The organism is Mesorhizobium sp. B2-5-3, from assembly GCF_006441005.1.
Taxonomy (GTDB): domain Bacteria; phylum Pseudomonadota; class Alphaproteobacteria; order Rhizobiales; family Rhizobiaceae; genus Mesorhizobium.
The window spans coordinates 22429-42752 of record NZ_VFUS01000012.1; the positions used below are offsets into that span (position 1 = coordinate 22429).

Annotated in this window: 18 protein-coding genes and 2 pseudogenes; 8 read left to right on the top strand and 12 right to left on the bottom strand. The window is 61.5% G+C overall.

The features are described from left to right. Positions 1-507: 507 nt before the first annotated feature. Positions 508-2454, top strand: a pseudogene (locus FJ867_RS23630) (AI-2E family transporter); the annotation flags it as partial. A 300-nt stretch (positions 2455-2754) separates the two neighbouring features. On the opposite strand, the gene FJ867_RS23640 reads toward FJ867_RS23630, so the two are convergent. The 8 genes from FJ867_RS23640 to FJ867_RS23675 form a co-directional block, all read right to left on the bottom strand. Next, positions 2755-3435: an HAD family phosphatase gene (locus tag FJ867_RS23640; protein ID WP_140818764.1), complete on the bottom strand. Its 681-nt coding sequence runs from the start codon at positions 3433-3435 to the stop codon at positions 2755-2757. Positions 3436-3461: 26 nt separating this feature from the next. Beyond that, positions 3462-4247 carry an inositol monophosphatase gene (locus FJ867_RS23645; RefSeq protein WP_140525272.1) on the bottom strand — a complete coding sequence of 262 codons (786 nt, stop codon included), beginning with the start codon at positions 4245-4247 and terminating at the stop codon, positions 3462-3464. Next, positions 4244-5077 (bottom strand): phosphodiesterase, encoded by an 834-nt coding sequence (locus FJ867_RS23650; protein WP_140558059.1) that lies wholly within the window; start codon positions 5075-5077, stop codon positions 4244-4246. The genes FJ867_RS23645 and FJ867_RS23650 overlap by 4 nt, the downstream gene beginning before the upstream one ends. 111 nt (positions 5078-5188) lie before the next feature. Then, positions 5189-6463, bottom strand: coding sequence for an ABC transporter substrate-binding protein (locus FJ867_RS23655; protein WP_140498511.1), 1275 nt, complete (start codon positions 6461-6463; stop codon positions 5189-5191). A 120-nt stretch (positions 6464-6583) separates the two neighbouring features. Then, positions 6584-7444: a carbohydrate ABC transporter permease gene (locus tag FJ867_RS23660; protein ID WP_140525325.1), complete on the bottom strand. Its 861-nt coding sequence runs from the start codon at positions 7442-7444 to the stop codon at positions 6584-6586. Positions 7445-7473: 29 nt separating this feature from the next. Next, a complete protein-coding gene (locus tag FJ867_RS23665; protein WP_140498510.1) occupies positions 7474-8394 on the bottom strand; it encodes a sugar ABC transporter permease in 921 nt (306 codons plus the stop codon). Then, positions 8391-9596, bottom strand: coding sequence for an ABC transporter ATP-binding protein (locus FJ867_RS23670; protein WP_140525274.1), 1206 nt, complete (start codon positions 9594-9596; stop codon positions 8391-8393). Before FJ867_RS23670 ends, FJ867_RS23665 begins: the two co-directional genes overlap by 4 nt. A gap of 38 nt (positions 9597-9634) precedes the next feature. After that, positions 9635-10675, bottom strand: a complete 1041-nt coding sequence (locus FJ867_RS23675; RefSeq protein ID WP_140818766.1) for a metallophosphoesterase — start codon at positions 10673-10675, stop codon at positions 9635-9637. A gap of 123 nt (positions 10676-10798) precedes the next feature. Here FJ867_RS23675 and FJ867_RS29155 point away from each other — a divergent pair. After that, a pseudogene (locus tag FJ867_RS29155) lies at positions 10799-11376 on the top strand (glycerol-3-phosphate dehydrogenase); the annotation flags it as partial. A gap of 59 nt (positions 11377-11435) precedes the next feature. Here FJ867_RS29155 and FJ867_RS23685 read toward each other — a convergent pair. The 4 genes from FJ867_RS23685 to FJ867_RS23700 all read right to left on the bottom strand — a co-directional run bounded on the left by FJ867_RS23685 (position 11436) and on the right by FJ867_RS23700 (position 14801). After that, the gene (locus FJ867_RS23685; protein ID WP_140567215.1) at positions 11436-12362 is read right to left on the bottom strand and encodes an alpha/beta hydrolase; all 927 of its coding nucleotides are present in this window, start codon (positions 12360-12362) and stop codon (positions 11436-11438) included. Next, entirely contained in the window at positions 12340-13020 is a 681-nt protein-coding gene (locus FJ867_RS23690) for a GntR family transcriptional regulator (protein WP_140498504.1), read from the bottom strand. Before FJ867_RS23690 ends, FJ867_RS23685 begins: the two co-directional genes overlap by 23 nt. An 81-nt stretch (positions 13021-13101) precedes the next feature. Further along, positions 13102-14082, bottom strand: a complete 981-nt coding sequence (locus tag FJ867_RS23695; RefSeq protein WP_140498503.1) for an aldo/keto reductase — start codon at positions 14080-14082, stop codon at positions 13102-13104. Next, positions 14079-14801, bottom strand: coding sequence for a GntR family transcriptional regulator (locus FJ867_RS23700; protein ID WP_181165366.1), 723 nt, complete (start codon positions 14799-14801; stop codon positions 14079-14081). The genes FJ867_RS23695 and FJ867_RS23700 overlap by 4 nt, the downstream gene beginning before the upstream one ends. Positions 14802-14950: 149 nt before the next feature. Between FJ867_RS23700 and FJ867_RS23705 the strand changes: the two genes are divergently transcribed. The 6 genes from FJ867_RS23705 (at position 14951) to FJ867_RS23730 (ending at position 20323) form a co-directional block, all read left to right on the top strand. Next, positions 14951-15730, top strand: coding sequence for an alpha/beta hydrolase (locus tag FJ867_RS23705; protein WP_181165367.1), 780 nt, complete (start codon positions 14951-14953; stop codon positions 15728-15730). Positions 15731-15747: 17 nt separating this feature from the next. After that, entirely contained in the window at positions 15748-16140 is a 393-nt protein-coding gene (locus FJ867_RS23710) for a carboxymuconolactone decarboxylase family protein (RefSeq protein WP_140498501.1), read from the top strand. Further along, complete coding sequence (locus FJ867_RS23715) at positions 16137-16760, top strand: amino acid synthesis family protein (protein ID WP_140498500.1); 624 nt, start codon at positions 16137-16139, stop codon at positions 16758-16760. Before FJ867_RS23710 ends, FJ867_RS23715 begins: the two co-directional genes overlap by 4 nt. Before the next feature lie 101 nt (positions 16761-16861). Further along, the gene (locus FJ867_RS23720) at positions 16862-18373 is read left to right on the top strand and encodes an ABC transporter substrate-binding protein (protein ID WP_181168427.1); all 1512 of its coding nucleotides are present in this window, start codon (positions 16862-16864) and stop codon (positions 18371-18373) included. A 195-nt stretch (positions 18374-18568) separates the two neighbouring features. Beyond that, positions 18569-19510, top strand: coding sequence for an ABC transporter permease (locus tag FJ867_RS23725; RefSeq protein ID WP_140513435.1), 942 nt, complete (start codon positions 18569-18571; stop codon positions 19508-19510). A gap of 72 nt (positions 19511-19582) precedes the next feature. After that, the gene (locus FJ867_RS23730) at positions 19583-20323 is read left to right on the top strand and encodes an ABC transporter permease (protein WP_224619722.1); all 741 of its coding nucleotides are present in this window, start codon (positions 19583-19585) and stop codon (positions 20321-20323) included. Position 20324 lies beyond the last annotated feature (1 nt).

Sequence of the window (20324 nt, forward strand, 5' to 3'; positions counted from 1 at the left end):
TAAACGGATTTCCGCGTAACCGCCGTGTAGCGCGTGATGGCACCCTCGTCGGGATCCTGAAAATGCACGGTAGCGTCGGCTGCGGCCGAGAATCCGCCGCTTTCAAAGTGTCGGCTCGGGAGAACGTGTTGTAGCCCGGCGAAACCGCAGCGCTGATCCGTTCAGCGAATTCCGCTGGCCAGTCACCTGGCCGAAATACGGACGCGCCGGTCACGCCATGCGTGATGACCTTGGTCATTGCCAGCCGGGTAGGAAGCACGCCGCCAAAGAAATCTTTTGGGCCTGCGAGGGACGCTGCGGATGTTCCGATGATCCACACCTTTGGGCTACATGCCCTGCAAAAGTTCGAGATCATCACACATGCGGTGTAACGAACCAGGTCATTGGCCAGAAGCTGAGGAGGTGCCAGTATATGGACCAGCGCACGCTTTGCGCGGTTAGGCCATGGCCGTCCTCTAAATCGCGAGATTGCAGATAGGTCCCATCATGCCCCCTGCTTTTATGACATCGAAGTTGGCAACCGTCGTGGCGATGATTGCTACCGTCGCCATTCTTTACGTCGCCAAGGAGGTCCTGCTGCCATTGGCAATAGCGGTCCTTCTCACATTTGCGTTGGCGCCGATTGTTTCTTTGCTCCGAAAGTTGAAGCTGCCGCGAATGATCGCTGTGCTTGGCGCGGTTGCATCGGCCTTCGTCCTCGTGTCGCTGTTCAGCCTGATCGTTGCCACGCAGGTGAGCCAGGTCGCGCAGGACATTCCGACATACCAATCCAACATCCTCGAGAAGATTCGGACTTTGAAAGAAACAGGATCCGAAGACGGCCTTATCAGCCGGCTCGGCAAGGTGTTCGAGCGCGTCAACACTGAGATAAACAAATCCCAATCCAGCGGGCAGGCAGATGTGGAGCAAACCACGAAGCAGCAGGATCCGCTTCTGGTTCAGATATTCTCGCCCCAGCGTCCGATAGAGACGCTGAGGAACATCATCGAGCCGCTGATCGGACCACTCGCCACGACCGGCCTTGTCATCATCGTGGTGATTTTCATGCTGCTCGAGCGTGAAGAATTGCGGGATCGATTCATCCGCCTTGTGGGCTACAGCGATCTCCATCGCACGACCCAGGCATTGCAGGATGCAGGCAGTCGCGTCGGACAATATCTGCTCATGCAATTGGTCGTGAACATCGTCTACGGCGTGCCCCTTGCGATAGGTCTTTGGTTTCTTGGCATTCCCAATGCCCTGCTATGGGGCATGTTGGCCGTTGTCTTGCGTTTCGTACCCTTTATCGGTCCGGTTATCGCGGCGGTGATACCTTTGTTTCTTGCCTTCGCAGTGGCTCCCGGCTGGAGCTTACTGGTATGGACTGGCGCTCTCTTCATCTTGGCAGAGCTCGTAATCAGCAACATCGTCGAGCCCTGGCTTTACGGCTCGCACACGGGCCTCTCGCCGCTGGCGATCATCGTAGCCGCCGTTTTCTGGGCCTGGCTATGGGGCCCGGTCGGCTTGGTGCTGTCGACGCCGTTGACCGTCTGCCTTGTCGTGCTTGGACGGCACGTGCCCCAATTCGAATTCCTGCAGATCCTGTTTGGCGATGAGCCGGTGCTTGACCCGAAGGAGCGTCTGTACCAGCGGCTTCTTGCCGACGATATCGACGAAGCCACCGACAACGCGGAAGAAATGCTCGAGGAGAAATACCTGATCGAGTTCCACAGCACGGTTGCCATTCCGGCGTTGCTGCTTGGTGAACAGGATCGGGCTCGGGGCGCGCTAACGGCAAGTCAGTTGGCGAACCTTGCCGAAAACGCCCGCACCCTGGTGGCCAATCTCAACGAGATCGCCGCGGAGGAAGAAGAAGAGGAAGAAGAAGAGCACGCGGAAAAAGAAGGCGCGAGCGCAGATCCGGGCGAAGAGGATGAGGATCAAGCCGAGTTTGCGCCTGATCTCCCGGATGGTGCTGGGAAGTCAGTGCTGTGTATCGGCGGGCGCGGAGACCTCGACGATGTAGCCGCTGCGATGCTCGCGCAGGTCATTTCGATCGAGGGTGCGGATTGCGCGGCCGCGAGCCACCGTGACCTCCTCCCCGCGCGGATCCGGAAACTTCCGCTTGAAGCTCGCGACGCAGTCGTCGTGGGCTTCCTCAACCGCGATTCGTTCAAACACGCGGTGTTCGTCGTGAGGCGCTTGAGGCGACTCGCACCGCATGCACGCATCGGAATCGCGCTCTGGCACGACACCCATGACAAGCCCAGGGAGGATGCGGCGGGCCTCGCCGAGCAATTGGAAGCGGACTTTGTTGCGTTCAACGTGGTCGACTGCGTGACGGGTGCGCTTTCAAACGAAGAACCGCGTCAAGTGAAAAAGAGAAAGCAAAGAAATCTAAGGCGGCCTCGCGCTCGTCAGGGCGTGGCGGCGACGGTGCAATTGGACGATTCGTTGGCTCAGCCGGTGCGGTGATCGTCAACGGCACGGCCTCTTTTTGGACCAACTTCGGCTACCTGATAATGATCATGTGAGCGGTACCTCTGGCACCGGCAGGTAGTTTCGAAAGTTCGCTAGCAATCGCGCATCCACAGCGAACATCCGGGTGTTCGCTCTCCGTTCGACCTTAAGCAGATTCTGAAACAGCTCTTGTTCCGGCCCCAATTACGGAATCCTACCTATCTGTTACATTCGACGACGCGCGCTTTCGACGGTGTTCGAGCAGGAAGGGCGGTGCCGGATTATCTGCTGCCCGGCTTTCGCTGGGCCTGAAATCTAAACGGAGACGGGTGCGATCAACTCCAGAGAAACGAGTTCGCGCGCGACTTCGTCCCAGTCGGCGCAGATGGTTCGGGCGCCGGCCACGCGCAGTTTCTCGGTATGCCCCGGATAGGTGTGGCCGCCGCCGATGAAGCCGATCGCCGTCATGCCGGCGGCGACTGCGCCCTGCACGCCGAAAGGCGAGTCCTCGACAACCGCGCAGTGCTTCGGTTCGATGCTCATCTGATCCGCGGCGAACAGGAAGATGTCGGGGGCGGGCTTCCCGCGCGCGACCATTGACGATGAGAATATGTTCTCGCCGAAGAATCTCGCGAGCCCTGTGACCGAAAGGCTGTGATGTATCCGCTCCAGCGAGGAGGATGAGGCGACGCAGCGGGGATTGGACAGCCGTTCAAGGAAGGGCTTCAGGCCCGCCATCGGCTGCAGACTTTCGGTGAAGAGCGCTTTCACCTCGTCCCACAAATCCGCGGTCTGGTGCTCCTCAAGGCGATGGCCGGTCGTGAGCCTGATGCGCTCCAGGATATCGGTCTGCTTCATGCCGACGCATTGCAGGACCGCCTGCGGGTCGAGTTCCATGCCGTGTTTCGAATAGACCCGCCCGTAGGCAAGCGCCGCCAGCGGTTCGCTGTCGACCAGCACGCCGTCGCAGTCGAATATGATCAATGTGTCTTGCATGCTCGCTCCGGTTTGCGCGCCAGGTGTCACAGGCCGCGTAGCGCTTCAAGAAGTTCGTCGTGAATGAGCCCGTTCGAGCCGACCTTCTGCGTGTCCTCGTCTGTGGAGTCGACACCTGAAAGCGTGGTGACCTTGCCTCCTGCTGCGCGTAGCAGCGGCATGGCAGCCGCGTAGGACACGACGTCGGCCTTGATCGAAACCGCCGCATCGAGCTGGCCGGCGGCGACCATCGAATGTTCAAAGGCCCCTGAGACGATAACGCGCACGCCGCGCGCGCCGACGCCGAGCCGCCGCACGATCTCTGCGGTGCGCGCCACCTCCTCGGCCGAAAAGTGCGACGTCAGCACGACGGCAATGACCGCATCGGCCAGTCTTGCAGTTGTCGACACATTGGCCGTCTTGCCGTTGACGGTCGCGATTCCGTCGCTGGTGTAGTGCGCCTCGAAGCCGGCGGCGGGTGCGACGGTCAGGCCGATCTTCGTCGCACCCTGCTCCTGATAGGCCATGGTGACGGAGAACCACGGCAGGCCGGACGCGTAGTTTATCGTGCCGTCGAGCGGGTCGACGATCCAGCGGCTTTCGCCCAAGATTCCCGTCGTGCCGGCTTCTTCCGACAGGATGGAAGCTTGCGGCGTAAGCGCGCGCAGCCCGTCGATGACAATGCGCTCCGAAGCGAGATCGGCGGCGGTGACAATATCCAGCCCTTCCTTGCGCGTGACGTCGAGGCGCTCCTCGCGCATCGACATCAACGTCGCGGCTGCCTTGCGTGCGATGGCATCGGCGTCTTTCAGGATTTGACGGTAGTCGCTCATGTTTCGTTTTTCCCGGGGTAGTCGACATCGGTGATGAAATCGTGGGCGGGGCCGAAATCGCCGATCGGGACGACGTGCGAAACGACACCGGTCTGCGGCGACCAGGCGTGCAGGGCGAAAGCCGGCGGTTCGAAGATGAAGCGATTGGGCTCGCCCGGACGAAGATCGAGCGCGACCTGGTGCGCGACGCCCGGCGCGACGAAGCCGACCGTGCCGGCAAAGCGCGTGGTGATGGGCCGGTGATAGTGCCCGCAGGCCACCCGCTCGATTTCGGCGTGGGACCTGATCATGTCGCGGAAGCCGTCGCCGACGACGCACATCATGATGTCCATGCCGTGCACGCCGACGGGAAAGGGCGGATGGTGCATGAAGACGAAGGTCGGGCGGCCGTCGCCCTCGGCGAGACGCTCACCGAGCCAGGCTTCGCGCCGCTCGCAGATCGCACCACCGTCCTCGCCCGGCTGCACCGTGTCCAGCCCGATAAGGCGGACCGGAAGGTCCTCGATCGTATAATGCAGGAAATCCGGCGACTGGCTCAGATAGGGGAATTTCGGCGCCATCACCTCGCGCATTGTCTCACGCCGGTCATGGTTGCCAGGAATGACGAAGACGGGCATGGGCAGGGCCGACAGCATGTCGGCGACCAGCGCATACTCTTCCGGGCGACCGCAATCGGCGAGATCGCCGGTGACGAGGACGCAATCGGGCGCCGGATCGAGCGCGGCGACGGTCGCGATGGCGCGACGAGTCATGGTGTTGGTCTGGAGACCCTCATAGGCCATCTGGCCGTCGGGTCGGATATGAAAATCGCTGATCTGTGCAATGAGCATCGGGAGGTCCGGCAGTGTGAAGGGAGGGCTGACACAAGAAGGGCGCCACATCGGCGCCACCTTAAAAAGGGCGCGCCAGCCGAAGCCGGCCGGCGCGCGTGGCATGGCGACTTATTTCATGAGTGCCTGTGTTTCGGAGACGAGGCTGTCGAGCCCGTCCTTGATGGATACGTCGCCGCTCATGACCTTGCTGATGATCTCGCGCTGGGTGCGCCAGATGCGGACCGTGTTGCCCGCCGAATAGCCGGGCCACGGGCGCGACAGTGCCATCTGCTTGGCAACGGTGGCGTAATTCGGGTTCGCTTCGTAGAACGGGCCGAGATAGTCGGTCCCGGTGGCGGCCTTGTTGGTCGGGAGGTAGCCGCTCATCTTCACGACCTGCTCCTGCGCCTTGGGGCCGGTGACGAATTTAAGGAATTCCCAGGCCGCCTTCTGCTTTGCCGGGTCGGAGGCAGTGATCACCGCCGCGTTGCCGCCTGTGGGCAGGCCACCCTTTTCCTTGTCGTCGACCGGGAAGACCGCGGTACGCAGCTTGAATCGGTCGCCGATCAGTTCGGTATCCTGGCTGAGACGGGCAGGCGTATCGAAGAAGATGCCAATCTGGCCGGCGATAAAGGCCTGGCGCGACTGATCCCAGTCGATCAACGGCATGCCGGCATCGGTGACGAAGCTGCGGAAATATTCCAGCGCCTTCAGGCCGTGCTCGTCGCCGAAGGCCACTTTGCCGTCCTTGGTCAGCTCGCCCCCACCCTGCATCAACATGGCGTCCCAGAGCCATTCGTCGGGCCAGTCATGAATATTGTAGGCGAGGCCGGCGATGCCGGAACCGGTGGCCTTGATCTTCTTGGCGAGTTCCATGATGCCCGGCCAGTCGGTGGGCATGTTGTCGGGATCGCCGCCGGCCTTTTTAACCAGGTCGGCATTGTAGAACATGATCGGCATGGAAGCGTTGAAGGCCAGTCCGTAGAGCTTGCCGTCCACCCGGCCGAGGTCGAGAATGTTGCCGGCGTAGTTGGCGTCGCGCCATTCCTTCGACTCGGCGTCCATCATCGTGCCGAGGTCCAAGATCTGGTTGCGCGCCTTCAGCTTGCCGACCAGTTCATGCAGGACGTGATAGCCCGAATAATAGACGTCGGGCAGGTTGTTGGTGATGGAGGCCCGCAGCATGGCCTGGTGGCCTTCGTCGTAGCTGGCCGCCGGCGCGCGGAACTGGATCTTGATGTCGGGATGTTCCTTCATGAATTCCGCGGCCAGCGGCTCATGGAACTTCGCGAAGGCCGGGAATGCGTAGTAGACGTCGAGCGTCACGGGAGACTGGGCCAGCGCTGTCGACGCCGCTCCCAGCAATACGGCCGAGGCCGCGATGATCTTTGACAGGAATTTCATTAAGGCTTTCCTCCGGTTATGCGATTTGCCCGATGCTCTTGAGGCGATGATGCCGCCTTGCCCCGCGAAAGGTGTGGGGGAACGGCGCGACCGGGCTTCTAGCCGCGCCAGTTGTCAGTTTTATTTCACGCCGGTCATCGTGACGCCCTCGATGAAGCGGCGGCGTGCGAACAGGAACGCGAGCAGCAGAGGCGCGGTCAGGATGGTCGCGGCGGCCGTCAGTGCGCCGTAATTGGTGCCGGCTTCGGCGTCCGAGAAGAACATCATGCCGAGCGGCGGCGGCGCCAGGTTGACGTCGGATATGACGATTAGCGGCCAGTAGAGGTCGTTCCAGTGCGCGACGAAGGAAAACACCGCGAAGGCGGCGATCGCCGGCATGGCGCTGGGCGTGACGATGCGCCACACGATCTCGAACTCGCTCATCCCGTCGAGCCGCGCGGCATGAATGATGTCGTCGGGGAAGGAACGGAAAAACTGCCTGAACAGGAAGATCGCGAAGACTGAGAGGAAGAAGGGCACCATCATGGCGAAATAGGTATTCAGCAGGTCCATCTTCGCCAGCGCGATGTAGATCGGCAGCGCCGGCACCTGTTCGGGCACGCATAGGCCGAGCAGGACGAGGACGAAAAGCAGGTTGCGGCCCGGGAACTTCAGCTTGGCCAACGCGTAGGCGCATGGGATGGCGACCAGAAGCTGGATGATGAGGATGCCGCCGCACACTATGACGCCGTTGAGAGCGAAGCGCAGCAGCGGCGCGCTGGTCAGCGCCATCGCATAATTCTCGAAGCCGTAGAAATGCTTCGGCCAGATCCTGAGCTGGGCGTTGAACACCTCTTCCGGCGGCTTGATCGAGGTCACCAGCATCCACAGGAAAGGCAGGAGAATGAAGGCCGCGCCGGTGATCAGGATGCCGTGAGTGATGAACAGAGAGGCGAAGCGCCGGCCGGCGGAGCCAGCTGGTGTGGTTGTTGTGCCCGTCATCGCGGGAGCAGTGATGGTTGTGTCGGTCATCAGTAATGCACCCTGCGGTCCATGACGACGGTCTGGAGGATCGAGAAGACCAGAATGAAAATGAGGAAGATGAAGGTGAGGACCGACGCATACGCCATGCGGAAGTACTGGAAGCCTTCGAGGTAGACTTTGTAGAGCAGGACCTCGGTCGATCCCACCGGACCGCCATGGGTCAGCACCGCCACCGTGTCGAACACCTTGAAGGCGGTGATCGAACTGGTGACGATGACGAACATGGTCGTCGGTCCCAGCAGCGGCCACGTGATCGTCAGGAAGCGGTCGATTTCGCCGCCGCAGCCGTCGATCTCGGCGGCTTCGTAGAGGTCCTTTGGAATGGTCGAGAGGCCGGCCAGGAACAGGATCATATTGAAGCCGACCAGTTGCCAGATGCCGATCACGGCAAGCGTCGGCAGCGCCAGCGAGGGATTGCTCAGGAAGGCGACCTCGCCGATGCCGAGCCAGCGCAGCACCGCGCTCACCGGGCCGAGGCTGGGGTGCAGCAGGAACTGCCACACGGTCGCCATGGCGATGAAGGTCGAGGTCACAGGCAGGAAGTAGATGATTTCGTAGAGTGAGCGGGTGCGCTTGCGGCGGTGAACGAGGACGGCGACGAGCAGCGACAGGATCACCGAGCCGGGCAGGACGATCGCGACGTAGACGAGCGTGTTCTTGAGTGCGCGGCGGAATTCCGGATCGGTCAGCGCGTCGGTGATGTTTTGCAGGCCGACATAATGGACATCGACCTCGCCGAGCTCGTAGTCGGTGAAACTGAGATAACCGAGCACGCCGAGCGGCACGAGAATCGTCAGCACCAGCAAAAGCAGGGCAGGCAGCGCGAAGCCGCCGGCGACCAGCCTCTCGATGAAGGCCTGCCGGGCACCGGGCCGGGCGGGCGGAGCGGGTACCGCGGTCAGGCTCATGATGCGCGCGCTCCCTCTGCGAGGCGCAGCTTTCCCTTGGCGGCGGTGGCCGCGTCTTGGGAAACTTGGGGTTCCACGCGGTTTCCGGCGGCATCGAAGACATGGCAGGCCGAGGGATGGAACAAGAGTTCGGTGTTCTCGACCTCACCGTCCGGCACGCCCGCGCCTATGCGCGAGGTCACCAAGATCCCAGGGAGCGAGGGAACATCGAAATGCAGGATCTTCTCGGAGCCGAGATGCTCGCTGCGCCGCAGCTTCGCCGGAAGCGGGACCTGGTCCGCCGACTGGCCCGAGACCGCGCCGGGCAGGATCATTTCCGGGCGGACGCCGATCGTCGCTTTCTCTCCGGCGGGGAGGGCGGTGCCGATCGGCAGAGGCTTTCCGAGCAATTCCAGCCGCCCACCGACCCCCACCGTCACGGGAATCAGGTTGATCGTCGGGCTGCCGATGAACTGGGCGACCTGGACGTTGGCCGGCCTGTCGTAGAGTTCGTCGGGCGTGCCGAGTTGAAGGATGTCTCCGCCTTCCATCATGGCGACCCGGCTTGACATAGTCATCGCCTCGACCTGGTCGTGCGTGACGTAGACGAATGTCGCGCCGAGTCTCTGGTGAAGCTCGGCCAGCTCGCTACGCATGTGGACGCGCAGCTTGGCGTCGAGGTTAGAAAGTGGCTCGTCCATCAGGAAAGCGGCGGGCTGGCGCACCATGGCGCGACCGAGCGCGACGCGCTGACGCTGGCCGCCGGAGAGCTGGGCGGGCTTGCGCTCTAAAAGAGGTTCAATCTGAAGTTGCGCCGCGATGCCCCTGACCTGCTTGCCGATCTCCTGCATCACCTTGCGGCGCCGGGACGAGAGTAGGCGGACGAGCGGCAGGCGCTCGTAGAGGCTAAGCCCGGTCATCGTCAGGGGCAGCGCCATGTTGTTGAAGACGGACATGTGCGGGTAGAGCGCGTAGCTCTGGAACACCATGGCGATGCGCCGCTCATGCGGCCTCAGATGATCGATCGGCGCGCCATCGACGAGGATCGAGCCCGAGGTTTGCGGCTCGAGGCCGGCGATGATGCGGATGAGCGTCGATTTTCCGCAGCCGGAGGGGCCGACAAGCGTCAGGAACTCGCCATCGTTGATGGACAGGTTGATGTCTTTGAGAACCCGGTGGGGCCCGAAGGACTTCGAAAGGTTCTTTATTTCCACTGCAGCCACTGGGGTTGCTCCGTTTCGCGAACAATTGGGTAGAGGCGCTATCTCGGTGGATAGACCTCATGCACGACATCACCGATGAAAAAGGGTGTGAGGCCAGGAATTTCATGAGGCCGCACGGTGAAATCGGACCCGGAAAAGTCGTAGACGAGCACGCCCAAGGTGGCTTCTCCGGCCATCCCTTCCGGCTGCAAGTGCGCCTCGACGAGGAAGCCGGACGACGGCCCCCACAGGTACCGGACGCCGCCGAGTTGACGATCGTAGAGTTTGTGCAGGTGGCCGCTGGCCACGAAGGCCACGTCGTAGCGGCGCACCATGTCGAGCAGTTGCGCGCGAGGCTCGGGAGTGGGCGCCCAGTATCCAACGTCGCCTTCGGTCGGCTCGCCGATGAAGAGCGGGCGATGGGTGAACCAGCCGATCCGGCGCCCGGACGCTTCGCGCATGGCGTTTTCCAGCCACGCGATCTGCTCCGTTTCGGCCGGCTCGTCGCTGCCGAACAGCATCGAATCGAGTCCGATCAGGCGCCAGCCCTCGATGTCGCGATGCCACCAGTCCGGCCCGAAATGACGTCGCCAGCGGGCCAGGCGTTCTGCGTTGACTGGCTGATAGAGATGCTTGGGCTCGCCCACGTCGTGATTGCCCGGCACGGCGAGATAGGGCAGTCCGATGGAGTCCATCATCTCGGCGCAATAGCGCATGTCCTCCTCGACATCGGCGCCATCCACGGTGACGTCGCCTGTATGGATAACGAGGTCGGCATCGCTTTCCTTCAGCCAGTCGAGGAGCGGCTGGCTGTTGGCATGGAAGTGTCGCTTGCCAGGGCTGAGATGGGTATCGGAAATCTGCACTATTCGCGTCATCGGACGTTCTGGAACCTTTGCCGGTCTCGCGGCGTTGATCTCGTCGTTTTGAAAAAAGCGCCTGAAGCCGGATGCACTCTTTCCCCTGCCTGTGAAGGTGTGACGACGACGCCGGATTTTTAGGTCCAGGACGCGGCGTCTCCCGCAGGAAAGGCTCACTCGGTTGAAACGGCTTGGACCGGCATATTGAACCTCCCATCGTGTTCTCCGTCCGATGCCCATTGTCAGGGCATTCTGAGGTGCGGAAAACTTCCTCCAGCATTTAATTGAAAAAAATTTCACAGCTTGATAAAAATATCAAGACAAAAATCGCGACCGTAGCCGCACCTCGAACTGCGGCGCCTAGAGGGTGCTGCCGAAGCGGTGCAGATCGACCAGACCGAGATCGAATGTTTGAGCGCGGCCGTGAACCGCTACTTCAAAGAGAAGCTGCGCCCCCAGGACTTGCTGTATGCGTTCTGGGGCGTGCGGCTGTTGTTCGACGACGGCAATGGGAACCCTTCGGCGGTTACGCGCGACTACGTCTTCGACCTTGACGAGACCGGGGACACGCCACTGTTCAATGTCTTCGGCGGCAAGATCACGACCTTCCGGAAATTGGCCTAGCGCGGCCCATCGCCTCGAACATATCTTTCCGCAGATGGGGGGCGACTGGACCGCGAGTGTGCCGCTGCCGGGCGGCAACATGCCGAACGCGGACTTTGAGCCTTCCGTCAACGGATTATGCGAAACATGGCCGTGGATGCCGCGCGCCCTCGTTCATCATTACCGGCGGCTCTACGGCACGCGGTCAGGAGGTGGTGGGCGCCACGGCTGGCATGTCCGACCTCGGGCAGCACTATGGCGGGCTGCTCTACGACTCGGAAGCGCGTTACCTGGTGGCGAGGGAGTGGGGGCGCACGCCCGAGGACATCCTCCCGCGGCATGGCGGGCCTCTTGGGACGACTTGCTGTGGGTCATAAGCTGGACGGTTTGACCGGCGCTAGCTGCCAAGCCAGTCCCGGACAACTCCATTGAATTCGCGTGGGCGATCGATCATGACCATGTGAGCGGCATTGGCGAAAATGTGCATGTCGGCTTGCGGCGCGCGTTCCAGCAGCTTGATGCCGCGCGCCACCGGCACGGTTTCGTCGCAGCCTGACCAGGCTATGAACAGCTTGGCCTGCATGGTGGGCAAATGCGGAAGGAGATGGTCCTCCTGGATCTGGGTATATTCGGTGTCGTCCTTTTTCCGGGCAGCCTGCTTGAAGCGCTCCAACTGACCGGACTCGCAGGCCAGGCGATAGTTCTTTTTTAGCAGCTCCACGAACTCCGGCGGATTCTTCGTGCTTAGCCTCGCATTGGTTCGCAGAAAGTCTTCCTCGGTGTCGCATCCCTCGAGCACATTATACGCTGCTGCCGCTGCTGCCTGCCAAGCGTGGTCCTCATTTCCGCCGAGGCGCGGGGAGGTCGCACCGCTGCTCACGACGACCACCTTATCGACCAGACCTGGCTTTTCAACGGCGAGCATTGCCGCGATGAAACCGCCTTCGGAATGGCCGACGAGCGCGCATCGGGTGACGCCGAGCGCTTCGATGAAGGCTGAAACGTGATGCCGCCTTTCGAGGCGGGGAACGTGTTTCCCGTCCACCGGCGCATCCGAGAGACCGAAGCCGACCAGATCGGGCGCCAGCACCCGGAAGTCATGCGCGAGTGCCGGGATGGTGTTGTGCCAGGTGGACCAGGCATCGATCGCCAGTGACGAGCCGTGCAGAAGGATCACGGCCGGTCCGCTGCCAGCTTCGAAATAGCGCGTACGGATGCCGCCCGCCACGACATAATTCTCCTTCACCGTCGCCGCGGGTAGCGGCGGACGGGCGGCGTCTCGCGCTTTCAAGCGCCGCCGATCAGCTGACGGATTGGTTTTCAAGCTGTTCGATCATCCCGAGCGCGAACTGGGCGGCTTTGCGTACATGCTTTTTTGCAAGCCGCTCGGCATCCGATGCCCTGCGGTTCACCAGGGCGTCGAGCAGGGCTGCCAGCTCTTCCTGAGATGCCTTTCGCCGCTCTGCATCGGAAAGAGAAATCATGCGCAACTGTGAGGCCCGCATATGGATGCTGCGAAGCATCCGTTCCGCCTCGGAATTGTTCGCGCCCGCTATCAAGACGTCGTAGAATCTAGTCTTTGCAGCTATCATTTCGCGCGCCACACCGACGCGATAGGTTTCCATCAGCTCGTCATACACGCCCCGACAACGCGTGATATGATCGTCAGTCGCATTCTCGCAAAACAACCTGCATACAAGCGCCTCCAGCGCCTCGCGAAGGTCAAAAATGTCCTTCGCGATCTTGGGATCGACGACAGAGACGATAAGCCCCCGGTTGGGCAGGTTCGTGACCAAGCCCTCGTTCTCGAGCTCGCGCATCGCTTCCCTGAGCGACGTCCGTGAAACGCCCATGCGCTCGCAAAGCGTGCGCTCCACCAGCCGCTCTCCCGGCGCCAGTTCTCCGACGACGATGGCGTTGCGGATGGTATCGGCCACCTGCGTGTACAGGCGCGGCGGAGCATGGACTCGCAGATCATACACGGCGGATTTGCTCCTTTGAAACCTGCGCGGACGAGTGCAATGTCACAAGCATATCAGCTTACCGCAAGCATTGTGCTTCATTCAGTGGCCTGAGGCGTTCAGCGGCCGTGGCTCGTAGGCCCCGTCGATGCGGTCGATATGTTCGGGCGTAAGCACTATGTCCAATGCCGCGACTGCCTCGTCGACATGGTCTGTCGAGGTCGCTCCGAAGATGGGCGCGGTAATGCCGGGGCGCGCCAATGTCCAGGCGAGAGCCACCTGCGCCGGTGTCTTTCCGATGTCGGCGGCAACGGCAGCGACGGCTTCGCGCACGGCGTGGTCGCCGTCGCGGTGGTAATATCTCTGCGTATAGTCGTCGCTTTTCGTGCGCGCCGTCTGCTGGCCGGGATTGCGGCGGTCCGCGGCAAGGAAGCCGCGCGCGATCGGGCTGAACGGTATCAGGGCAACATCATCGTGGCGGCAGTAGGCAAGCAGTTCCCGCTCGCACTCCCGGTGAGCGGGATTGTATTCGCATTGCATCGAGATGAATGCCGGAAGGTCGCGTGCGCTGGCAGCCGCACGGCATTTTGCGAGTGTCCAGCCGGGCATCGTCGTGACGCCTACATAGAGCGCCTTTCCGGCGCGCACGATATCCGCCATGGCATCGACCAGTTCGTCGAGGTCGGTGTCCTTGTCCCAGATATGCGTCTGGAAGAGGTCCACGTGATCGGTTCCAAGGCGGACCAACGAATCGTCGATTGCCTTGAACAGGTGCTTTCTGGAGTAGCCGCGGCCGTTGCAATGCGCGGCCATCGGGTTTCCCGCCTTGGTGGCGATGACGAAGCTGTCGCGCGGCTGCTTGAGAACGAGTATCTGGCCGAGAATGCGTTCACTCTCGCCAGCCGAATAGAAGTCGCAGGTGTCGAAGAAGTTGATGCCGTGGTCGAGGGCGCGCGCAACGATCGGCGCCGACGCCTTCTCATCGAGCACCCAGGCCCGCCATCCCGCGGATCCGAATCCCATCGCGCCGAGGCATAGCCGGGATACCTTCAGATTGCTCTTGCCGAGCCTGACATAGTTCATGTGTCGATCCGTTGCTTGCGTGATGAGGATTTGGCGTTCTGCCCAGAGTCCCGCAGCAGCGACAGCGCGAAAGCCGCGGATCTTTCGACATACCCGCGCGTGAGCTTTTCGGCGAGGTCGGCATCGCGCGCGCGCAGCGCGTCGAAAATGCCGTGGAGCAAGGCCATCGTATTCCTGCGCCGTTCAGCCGAGGCGACGCGGGTGGTGACGGTGCGCAGATAGGTGACGCGGCCATGCAGGAGAAAGGTCATTTGCCTGGTGATGTCGTTGCCTGCGCCTTGCATGATGATGTCCCACACCGCGTCGAGCTTCTCGGCATGCTGCCTGGCAAGCTCGGAGGTGTCGGTTTCGCCTGCTTCCGAAATACGCCGCGCCAATTCGTCCATTTGTTCCTGGCTGGCCCGTTCGACAAACAGGCGCGCCATGGCCGATTCCAGGATTGCGCGGGCCTCGTAGATCTGCCGGACTTCCCGTTCCGACAAGCGGGTCACGAACATGCCCTTGCCGGCTACCCGAGTCACAAGCCCTTCGGACTCAAGCTGGCTCAGCGCTTCCCGAATGCTTGTGCGGCTTACGCCGGTCTGCTCGGCAAGCTTCCGTTCCACCAGCTTGTCACCCGGCTTGAACACTTCGTTGAACAACGCCTCGCGCAGCGTGACAACGGTCTGCTCGCGCAATGTCGGCGAATCCGCAATCGACCAGTCCGTCCATTCATGCATCGCGGCGTCCTCTCCCGTCGTTCCTTCCATGACAGCTACGCGTTCGACTCTTTCATCACAAGTAGCCGATTCAAATACGGTTGACCATATGCCTGTCTGTCGGTATACCAAAAAAATCGAGTTCGAACGAGGGACCTGGGATGGCGCCGATGCGCACCAAAGACGATCTCATCGCCTATGAGAGAAGCGGTAAGGGCCATCCTCTCGTGCTGGTGCACGGTGTCGGCGCCAACCTGCAAAGCTGGGAGGACGTCAGCCTCCAATTGGAGGGCAGCTTCGACATTATTCGCTCCGACCTGCGCGGTCATGGTCAGTCCGCGCACATCGATTCGGAATATTCCGTCGAGAAGTTTGCCGCCGATATCGTTCGGGTGATGGACGACGCCGGCGTGCGCAAAGCCCATCTGGTCGGCTTTTCATTGGGGGGCTTGATCGCGCAAGAACTGGCCTGTTCCTATTCGGACCGGTTTGAGCGCGTCGTGCTTCTTTCCGCAGTTGCGGGGCGCACCCCCGCCGAACGTGAGAAGGTTGTGGCGCGCCTGCAGATGATCCGCGACGGCGGTATGGACGCAGTCGTTGGTGCTGCGCACGACCGCTGGTTCACCAAGGAATTCGCCGAGCGCCATCCCGATGTGATCGAGCGGCGAATTGCCGAGCTCAAGGCTGTCCACGTGCCGTCTTACCTGGAGGCGTATCGGGTGTTCGGCCTTACCGAACTGGTGGATCGGCTTCCCGAGATCAGACAGCCAACGCTGGTGATGACGGGCGAATTCGATCAGGGGTCGAATGTCCGGATGGCCGAGACGATGCACCGGCTGATCCCCGATTCGGAATTACGCATTCTGGCCGGCCTGAAGCACAGCGTCCTGGTCGAGGCATCCAAGCTGGTGTCCGACCATGTCCGCGAGTTCCTTTTGCGTCCACGCTGAAAATGAAGGGAAGACGAATGAACGAGACGCTATTTGAGCGTGGGCTGGAGCGGCGCAAGGCGACGCTCGGCAGCGAATATGTTGAAAATTCGCTGAGCAAGGCAACCGAGTTTTCCAAGGGTTTTCAGTCATTTATCACAGAATATTGCTGGGGAACGGCCTGGGGTGACGACAGGCTGGATGCCAGGACCCGCAGCATGCTGAACATCGTCATGATTGCCGCGCTCAACCGCATGCATGAGTGGGAACTGCATTTTCGCGGCGCCCTTCGCAACGGGGTCACCCGTGACGAGCTGGACGCGTTGATAACCCATCTCACGATTTATTGCGGCGTTCCTGTCGGCGTCGAATGCCATCGCATCGCCAACCGCGTGCTTGCCGAACTCGCAGCCGGCGGAGTGGAAAAATGACTGGGGTCCTGATCCGCAAGATCGTCGATTTCGTCGAGGACACGCTTATCGAAGGGGGGCGCGTCGCGCCGGTTCCGCTTCGCATGGCCGCCTGCGCGGCGGTAATCCGCAATCCCTGGGCAGGATCGGCATTCGTCGAGGACCTGCAGCCGCACATCATGGAGCACGCCAAGGCTCTCACGGATGCCCTCGTGCCTCGCCTGGTGGCGATCATGGGCGGTCCGGACAGGATAGAAGCGTTTGGAAAGTGCGCGGTGACCGGGACGGACGGCGAAGTCGAACACGCGGCCGGCCTGATCCACACGCTGCATTTCGGCAATGTCTTCCGCATCGCCGCTGGTGGCGATTCCTTTCTCCCGTTCACGAACAAGCGTGCCGGCGCCGGCACCGCGCTCACCGTTCCCTTGACCCACAAGGACGCTGAGAAGAAGGGAAGCCGCGCTCATTTTCTGACCGTGGAATTCACCATTCCCGACGCGCCTGCGCATGACGAGATCGTCATCGCCTTGGGCGCCGCGAGCGGCGGGCGTCCGCACCATCGCATCGGCGATCGGTTCAACGACATGCGGATCATGGGAGTCGATCAGGCCGGCCGGCCGCTGCCAGCCGAGAGCAAATAACGCGCAAGCCTCCGGGTCCTTGCCCGGAGGCCAATAACGGCAATGCCGATAATATCGGGAACTGAACCAACGGAGGATTTGTCATGGATAGAAGGCAATTTATGGCCGCCGTCAGCGGCTTCGCAATCGTGGCCTCTTTGCCGGCGGTAGCGCTGGCTCAAGATACCCAGCCGGTCACCGGCGGCACGCTCAACGTCGGCTTCATCAGCGACGTCCGCACGCTCGACCCGCTTCAGTCGTCGCAATGGACCGAGCGGCAGATCCTTTTCCTGATATTCGATACGCTTCTCGAGACCGAGGCGGACTTCTCCCTGAAGCCTGCCCTGGCGAAAAGCTGGGAGTTTTCGGACGACGGCAAGCGCGTGGTCCTGAAGCTGCAGGAAGGCGTGAAGTTCCATGACGGCACACCGTTCAACGCCGAGGCCGTGAAATGGAACCTTGATGCGCGTCTCGATCCGAAAGGCAACTCATCGCAGCTCAAGTTGCTGGAAGGCGTCAAGAATGTCGAAGTGCTGGACGAATTCACCGTCGCCATCGACATGAAGGAACCTTATCCGCCGCTGCTGGCGCTGTTTGCCGACCGCGCAGGGCTGATGGCTTCGCCAACTGCGGCCAAGAAATACGGCAGCGACGTCGGTTCCAATCCTGTCGGGACCGGTCCGTTCGTTTTCGGCGAATGGGTCCGCGGGTCGCGCATCGCGCTCACCAAGAACGACAGCTATTGGCAGAAGGGAATGCCATATCTCGACGGCATTACCTTCCATGACATTCCGACGAACGTCGTCGGCATTCAGCGCATGGCCATCGGTGAACTGGATTTCATAAGCCAGCTTGATCCGTTGGATACGCGCCTTTCCAAGGCCAGCCCGGACATCGAGCTTGTGCCGTCGAAGGGTGGCGTCTGGTATTCCTACCAGTGGCGGTGGGACGCCGAGCCATATAACAAGCCGGAACTGCGCCAGGCCATCGCGCATGGCCTCAACCGCGACCGCATCAACCAGATCATATGGGCGGGGCAAGGCAAGATTTCCGACAGCTTCACGCCAGACGGCCTGTGGTGGACCCCAACCGATCTGGTGCACTACGAATACGATCCGGAAAAGGCGCGCAAGATCGTGGCTGATTCCGGCCTGAAGGGCACCACCATCAAGCTTGCGGCGCCAAGCGGCGATACGCTGCGACGCTTTGCCGAACTTGCCAAGGAAGACCTCGACGCGATCGGCCTCAACATTGAGCTCGAGCCGGTCCCCCAAAGCGACTACTACGCAAAGGCGGTCTCAGGCGAGATACGCTTCACGCCGATGCGCTGGACGCAACGGGCGGATCCCGACGGCCTGATCCACTATCTCTTCTCCAGCAAAGGCACCGCGAACTCCACGGGGTACAAGAATGACCAAGTGGACAAATGGATCGATGAAGCGCGGGTAATTTCCGATCAGGCGCGCCGCAAGGAATTGTACGAAAAGATCCAGCGTCAGATTTCTGCCGATCTGCCTTACATGCCCGTCGGGTTCAGCGTCGAATTCAACGCCATGCGCAACACCGTCAAAGGGTTCGCTCCGATGCCGGACGAGATCCCGCGGTTCCGTTACGTCTGGAAAACGCAGGCCTGATCTTCATGCTTTGCCGCGGCGCGGCGCGGCGCGCCGCGGCCTCTGGCGCGGGTGGGACCTGGTCCCGCCTGCAACCGGTAGAGGAACTTGATCGCCATTATGACCGCCGCCCATCGGATGTGCCCAACCGCCCGCTTTGCGGGACGGGCGCCCCGGAGGCGTTTCTTCAATCCTTCGCGATGAACTGAGGCCGGCATGCTTGCGCTTGTACTTTCCCGCATAGCGATCATGGTTCCGAACGTTATCGTTCTGACGTTTCTGCTGTTCACGTCGGTGACGTCCTTTCTGGGGACGCCGGCGGCGATCATGCTGGGCGAGAACGCATCCCCCCAATCGATCGCCGAACTCAACGCGAAGCTAGGCTTCGACCAGCCCATTCTGTCGCGTTACTGGAACTGGATCAGCGCCGCATTGTCGGGCGACCTGGGCCGGTCTTATTCCACCCAACAGCCTGTCGCGCAAATGATCGCGGATGCCCTTCCTCTAACGCTTGAGCTGGCATCCTGGGCAATCCTCATCGCTTTCCTGGGCGCCACGCTGATCAATTCGGCGACGTTCATGAAAAAGCTGGTGGACCGGCTCACCGCCGCCGTCAGCATCGTCGGCATCACCGTACCGAATTTCTTTCTCGGACTGCTGCTGATCTACCTGTTTTCGGTTCAACTCCGCTGGCTACCGACGACCGGATGGTCGCCGTGGTCACGGGGCGCCGGGCAGCATCTCATCCACATGATCCTGCCCGTCATCACGCTTACGACCTTTTATTTTAGCTCCTTCACGCTCGTCTACAAAGCCGAATACCAGTCGGTGAAAGGCAGCCTCTACATCCAGGCCGCGCGTTCGAAGGGGCTGTCCGAGGCGCGCATTTCCTACCGGCACATTCTGCCCAACAGCATATTGCCCTTGATCACCTATGCCGGTCTTTCGCTTGGACAACTGGTTGGCGGCGCGGTCGTCACCGAAACCGTCTTTTCGATGCCGGGCATGGGCCGGCTTCTGGTGGAAGCGATCTCGTCCCGGGATTTTCCTGTCATGCTGTCGGTTGGAATGGTGATCATCGTCGGCGTGATGATCCTCAACCTTGTGGCGGACGTGACCTACAGCCTCGTCAATCCGCTCGTGCGAACATCGGCTTAGCATCCAATGAGAAAACTTCCATTCCGATTGGTCCTTGGCCTGACGCTTCTGGTGATCATCACTTTGATCGCGGTGTTCGCGCCCTTGATCGCGCCCCTGCACCCGACCGCCACGACGGTAAACGTCCTCGGCCCGCCTTCGGCTGAAAACATCCTTGGCACGGATCAACTTGGCCGGGACGTGCTGTCGCGCGTCATCTACGGAACAAGGGTTTCACTGCAGGTGGGCGCTTCGGCGGCCATAGTGGCTGTGCTGATCGGCGCCCCCATTGGCCTGATCGCCGGATTTTTCCGTGGCTGGATCGATTTTGTCCTCGTCCAGATCATCGACATTTTCATCGCCTTGCCGGGGCTCGTTCTCGCATTGATCATCACCGCGATGCTCGGGCCATCGGTGGTCAACCTGGCGGTCACGCTGGGTGTCGTCACCGCGCCGACGGTCGCCCGGCTGGTTCGTGGTCAGGTCTTCGTCGTCCGGGAAATGGTCTTCGTGGAAGCTGCGCGCGCCACGGGCGCAAGCTCTTTCTGGATCATCCGCCATCATATCATGCCAAACACGATGCGCGTGGTGTGGGCGCAGTTCGCAATCAATGTGGCCTTCGCGATCTTCACCTCCGCAAGCCTCAGCTTCCTGGGGCTGGGCGTTCCTCCGCCGGCTCCGGACTGGGGCGGCATGGTACGCGACGGTTCGATGTTCCTGCCGATCCTGCCGCTGCTCAGCCTGGGGCCGGGCGCTGCCGTCGCCCTTACAGTTTTCACATTTTATCTTGTCGGGTCGAGCATGAACGAGGCCGCGTCCCGCAATGATCGCTGAT

What these genes read in the sequence shown, in the direction of transcription:
- FJ867_RS23650 (WP_140558059.1), bottom strand. Translation starts at nt 5,077, where the DNA reads ATGCTCATTGCACAGATCAGCGATTTTCATATCCGACCCGACGGCCAG.
- FJ867_RS23710 (WP_140498501.1), top strand. Translation starts at nt 15,748, where the DNA reads ATGAACGAGACGCTATTTGAGCGTGGGCTGGAGCGGCGCAAGGCGACG.
- FJ867_RS23675 (WP_140818766.1), bottom strand. Translation starts at nt 10,675, where the DNA reads ATGGGCATCGGACGGAGAACACGATGGGAGGTTCAATATGCCGGTCCA.
- FJ867_RS23705 (WP_181165367.1), top strand. Translation starts at nt 14,951, where the DNA reads ATGCGCACCAAAGACGATCTCATCGCCTATGAGAGAAGCGGTAAGGGC.
- FJ867_RS23720 (WP_181168427.1), top strand. Translation starts at nt 16,862, where the DNA reads ATGGCCGCCGTCAGCGGCTTCGCAATCGTGGCCTCTTTGCCGGCGGTA.
- FJ867_RS23725 (WP_140513435.1), top strand. Translation starts at nt 18,569, where the DNA reads ATGCTTGCGCTTGTACTTTCCCGCATAGCGATCATGGTTCCGAACGTT.
- FJ867_RS23715 (WP_140498500.1), top strand. Translation starts at nt 16,137, where the DNA reads ATGACTGGGGTCCTGATCCGCAAGATCGTCGATTTCGTCGAGGACACG.
- FJ867_RS23655 (WP_140498511.1), bottom strand. Translation starts at nt 6,463, where the DNA reads ATGAAATTCCTGTCAAAGATCATCGCGGCCTCGGCCGTATTGCTGGGA.
- FJ867_RS23700 (WP_181165366.1), bottom strand. Translation starts at nt 14,801, where the DNA reads ATGCATGAATGGACGGACTGGTCGATTGCGGATTCGCCGACATTGCGC.
- FJ867_RS23640 (WP_140818764.1), bottom strand. Translation starts at nt 3,435, where the DNA reads ATGCAAGACACATTGATCATATTCGACTGCGACGGCGTGCTGGTCGAC.
- FJ867_RS23660 (WP_140525325.1), bottom strand. Translation starts at nt 7,444, where the DNA reads ATGACGGGCACAACAACCACACCAGCTGGCTCCGCCGGCCGGCGCTTC.
- FJ867_RS23695 (WP_140498503.1), bottom strand. Translation starts at nt 14,082, where the DNA reads ATGAACTATGTCAGGCTCGGCAAGAGCAATCTGAAGGTATCCCGGCTA.
- FJ867_RS23645 (WP_140525272.1), bottom strand. Translation starts at nt 4,247, where the DNA reads ATGAGCGACTACCGTCAAATCCTGAAAGACGCCGATGCCATCGCACGC.
- FJ867_RS23665 (WP_140498510.1), bottom strand. Translation starts at nt 8,394, where the DNA reads ATGAGCCTGACCGCGGTACCCGCTCCGCCCGCCCGGCCCGGTGCCCGG.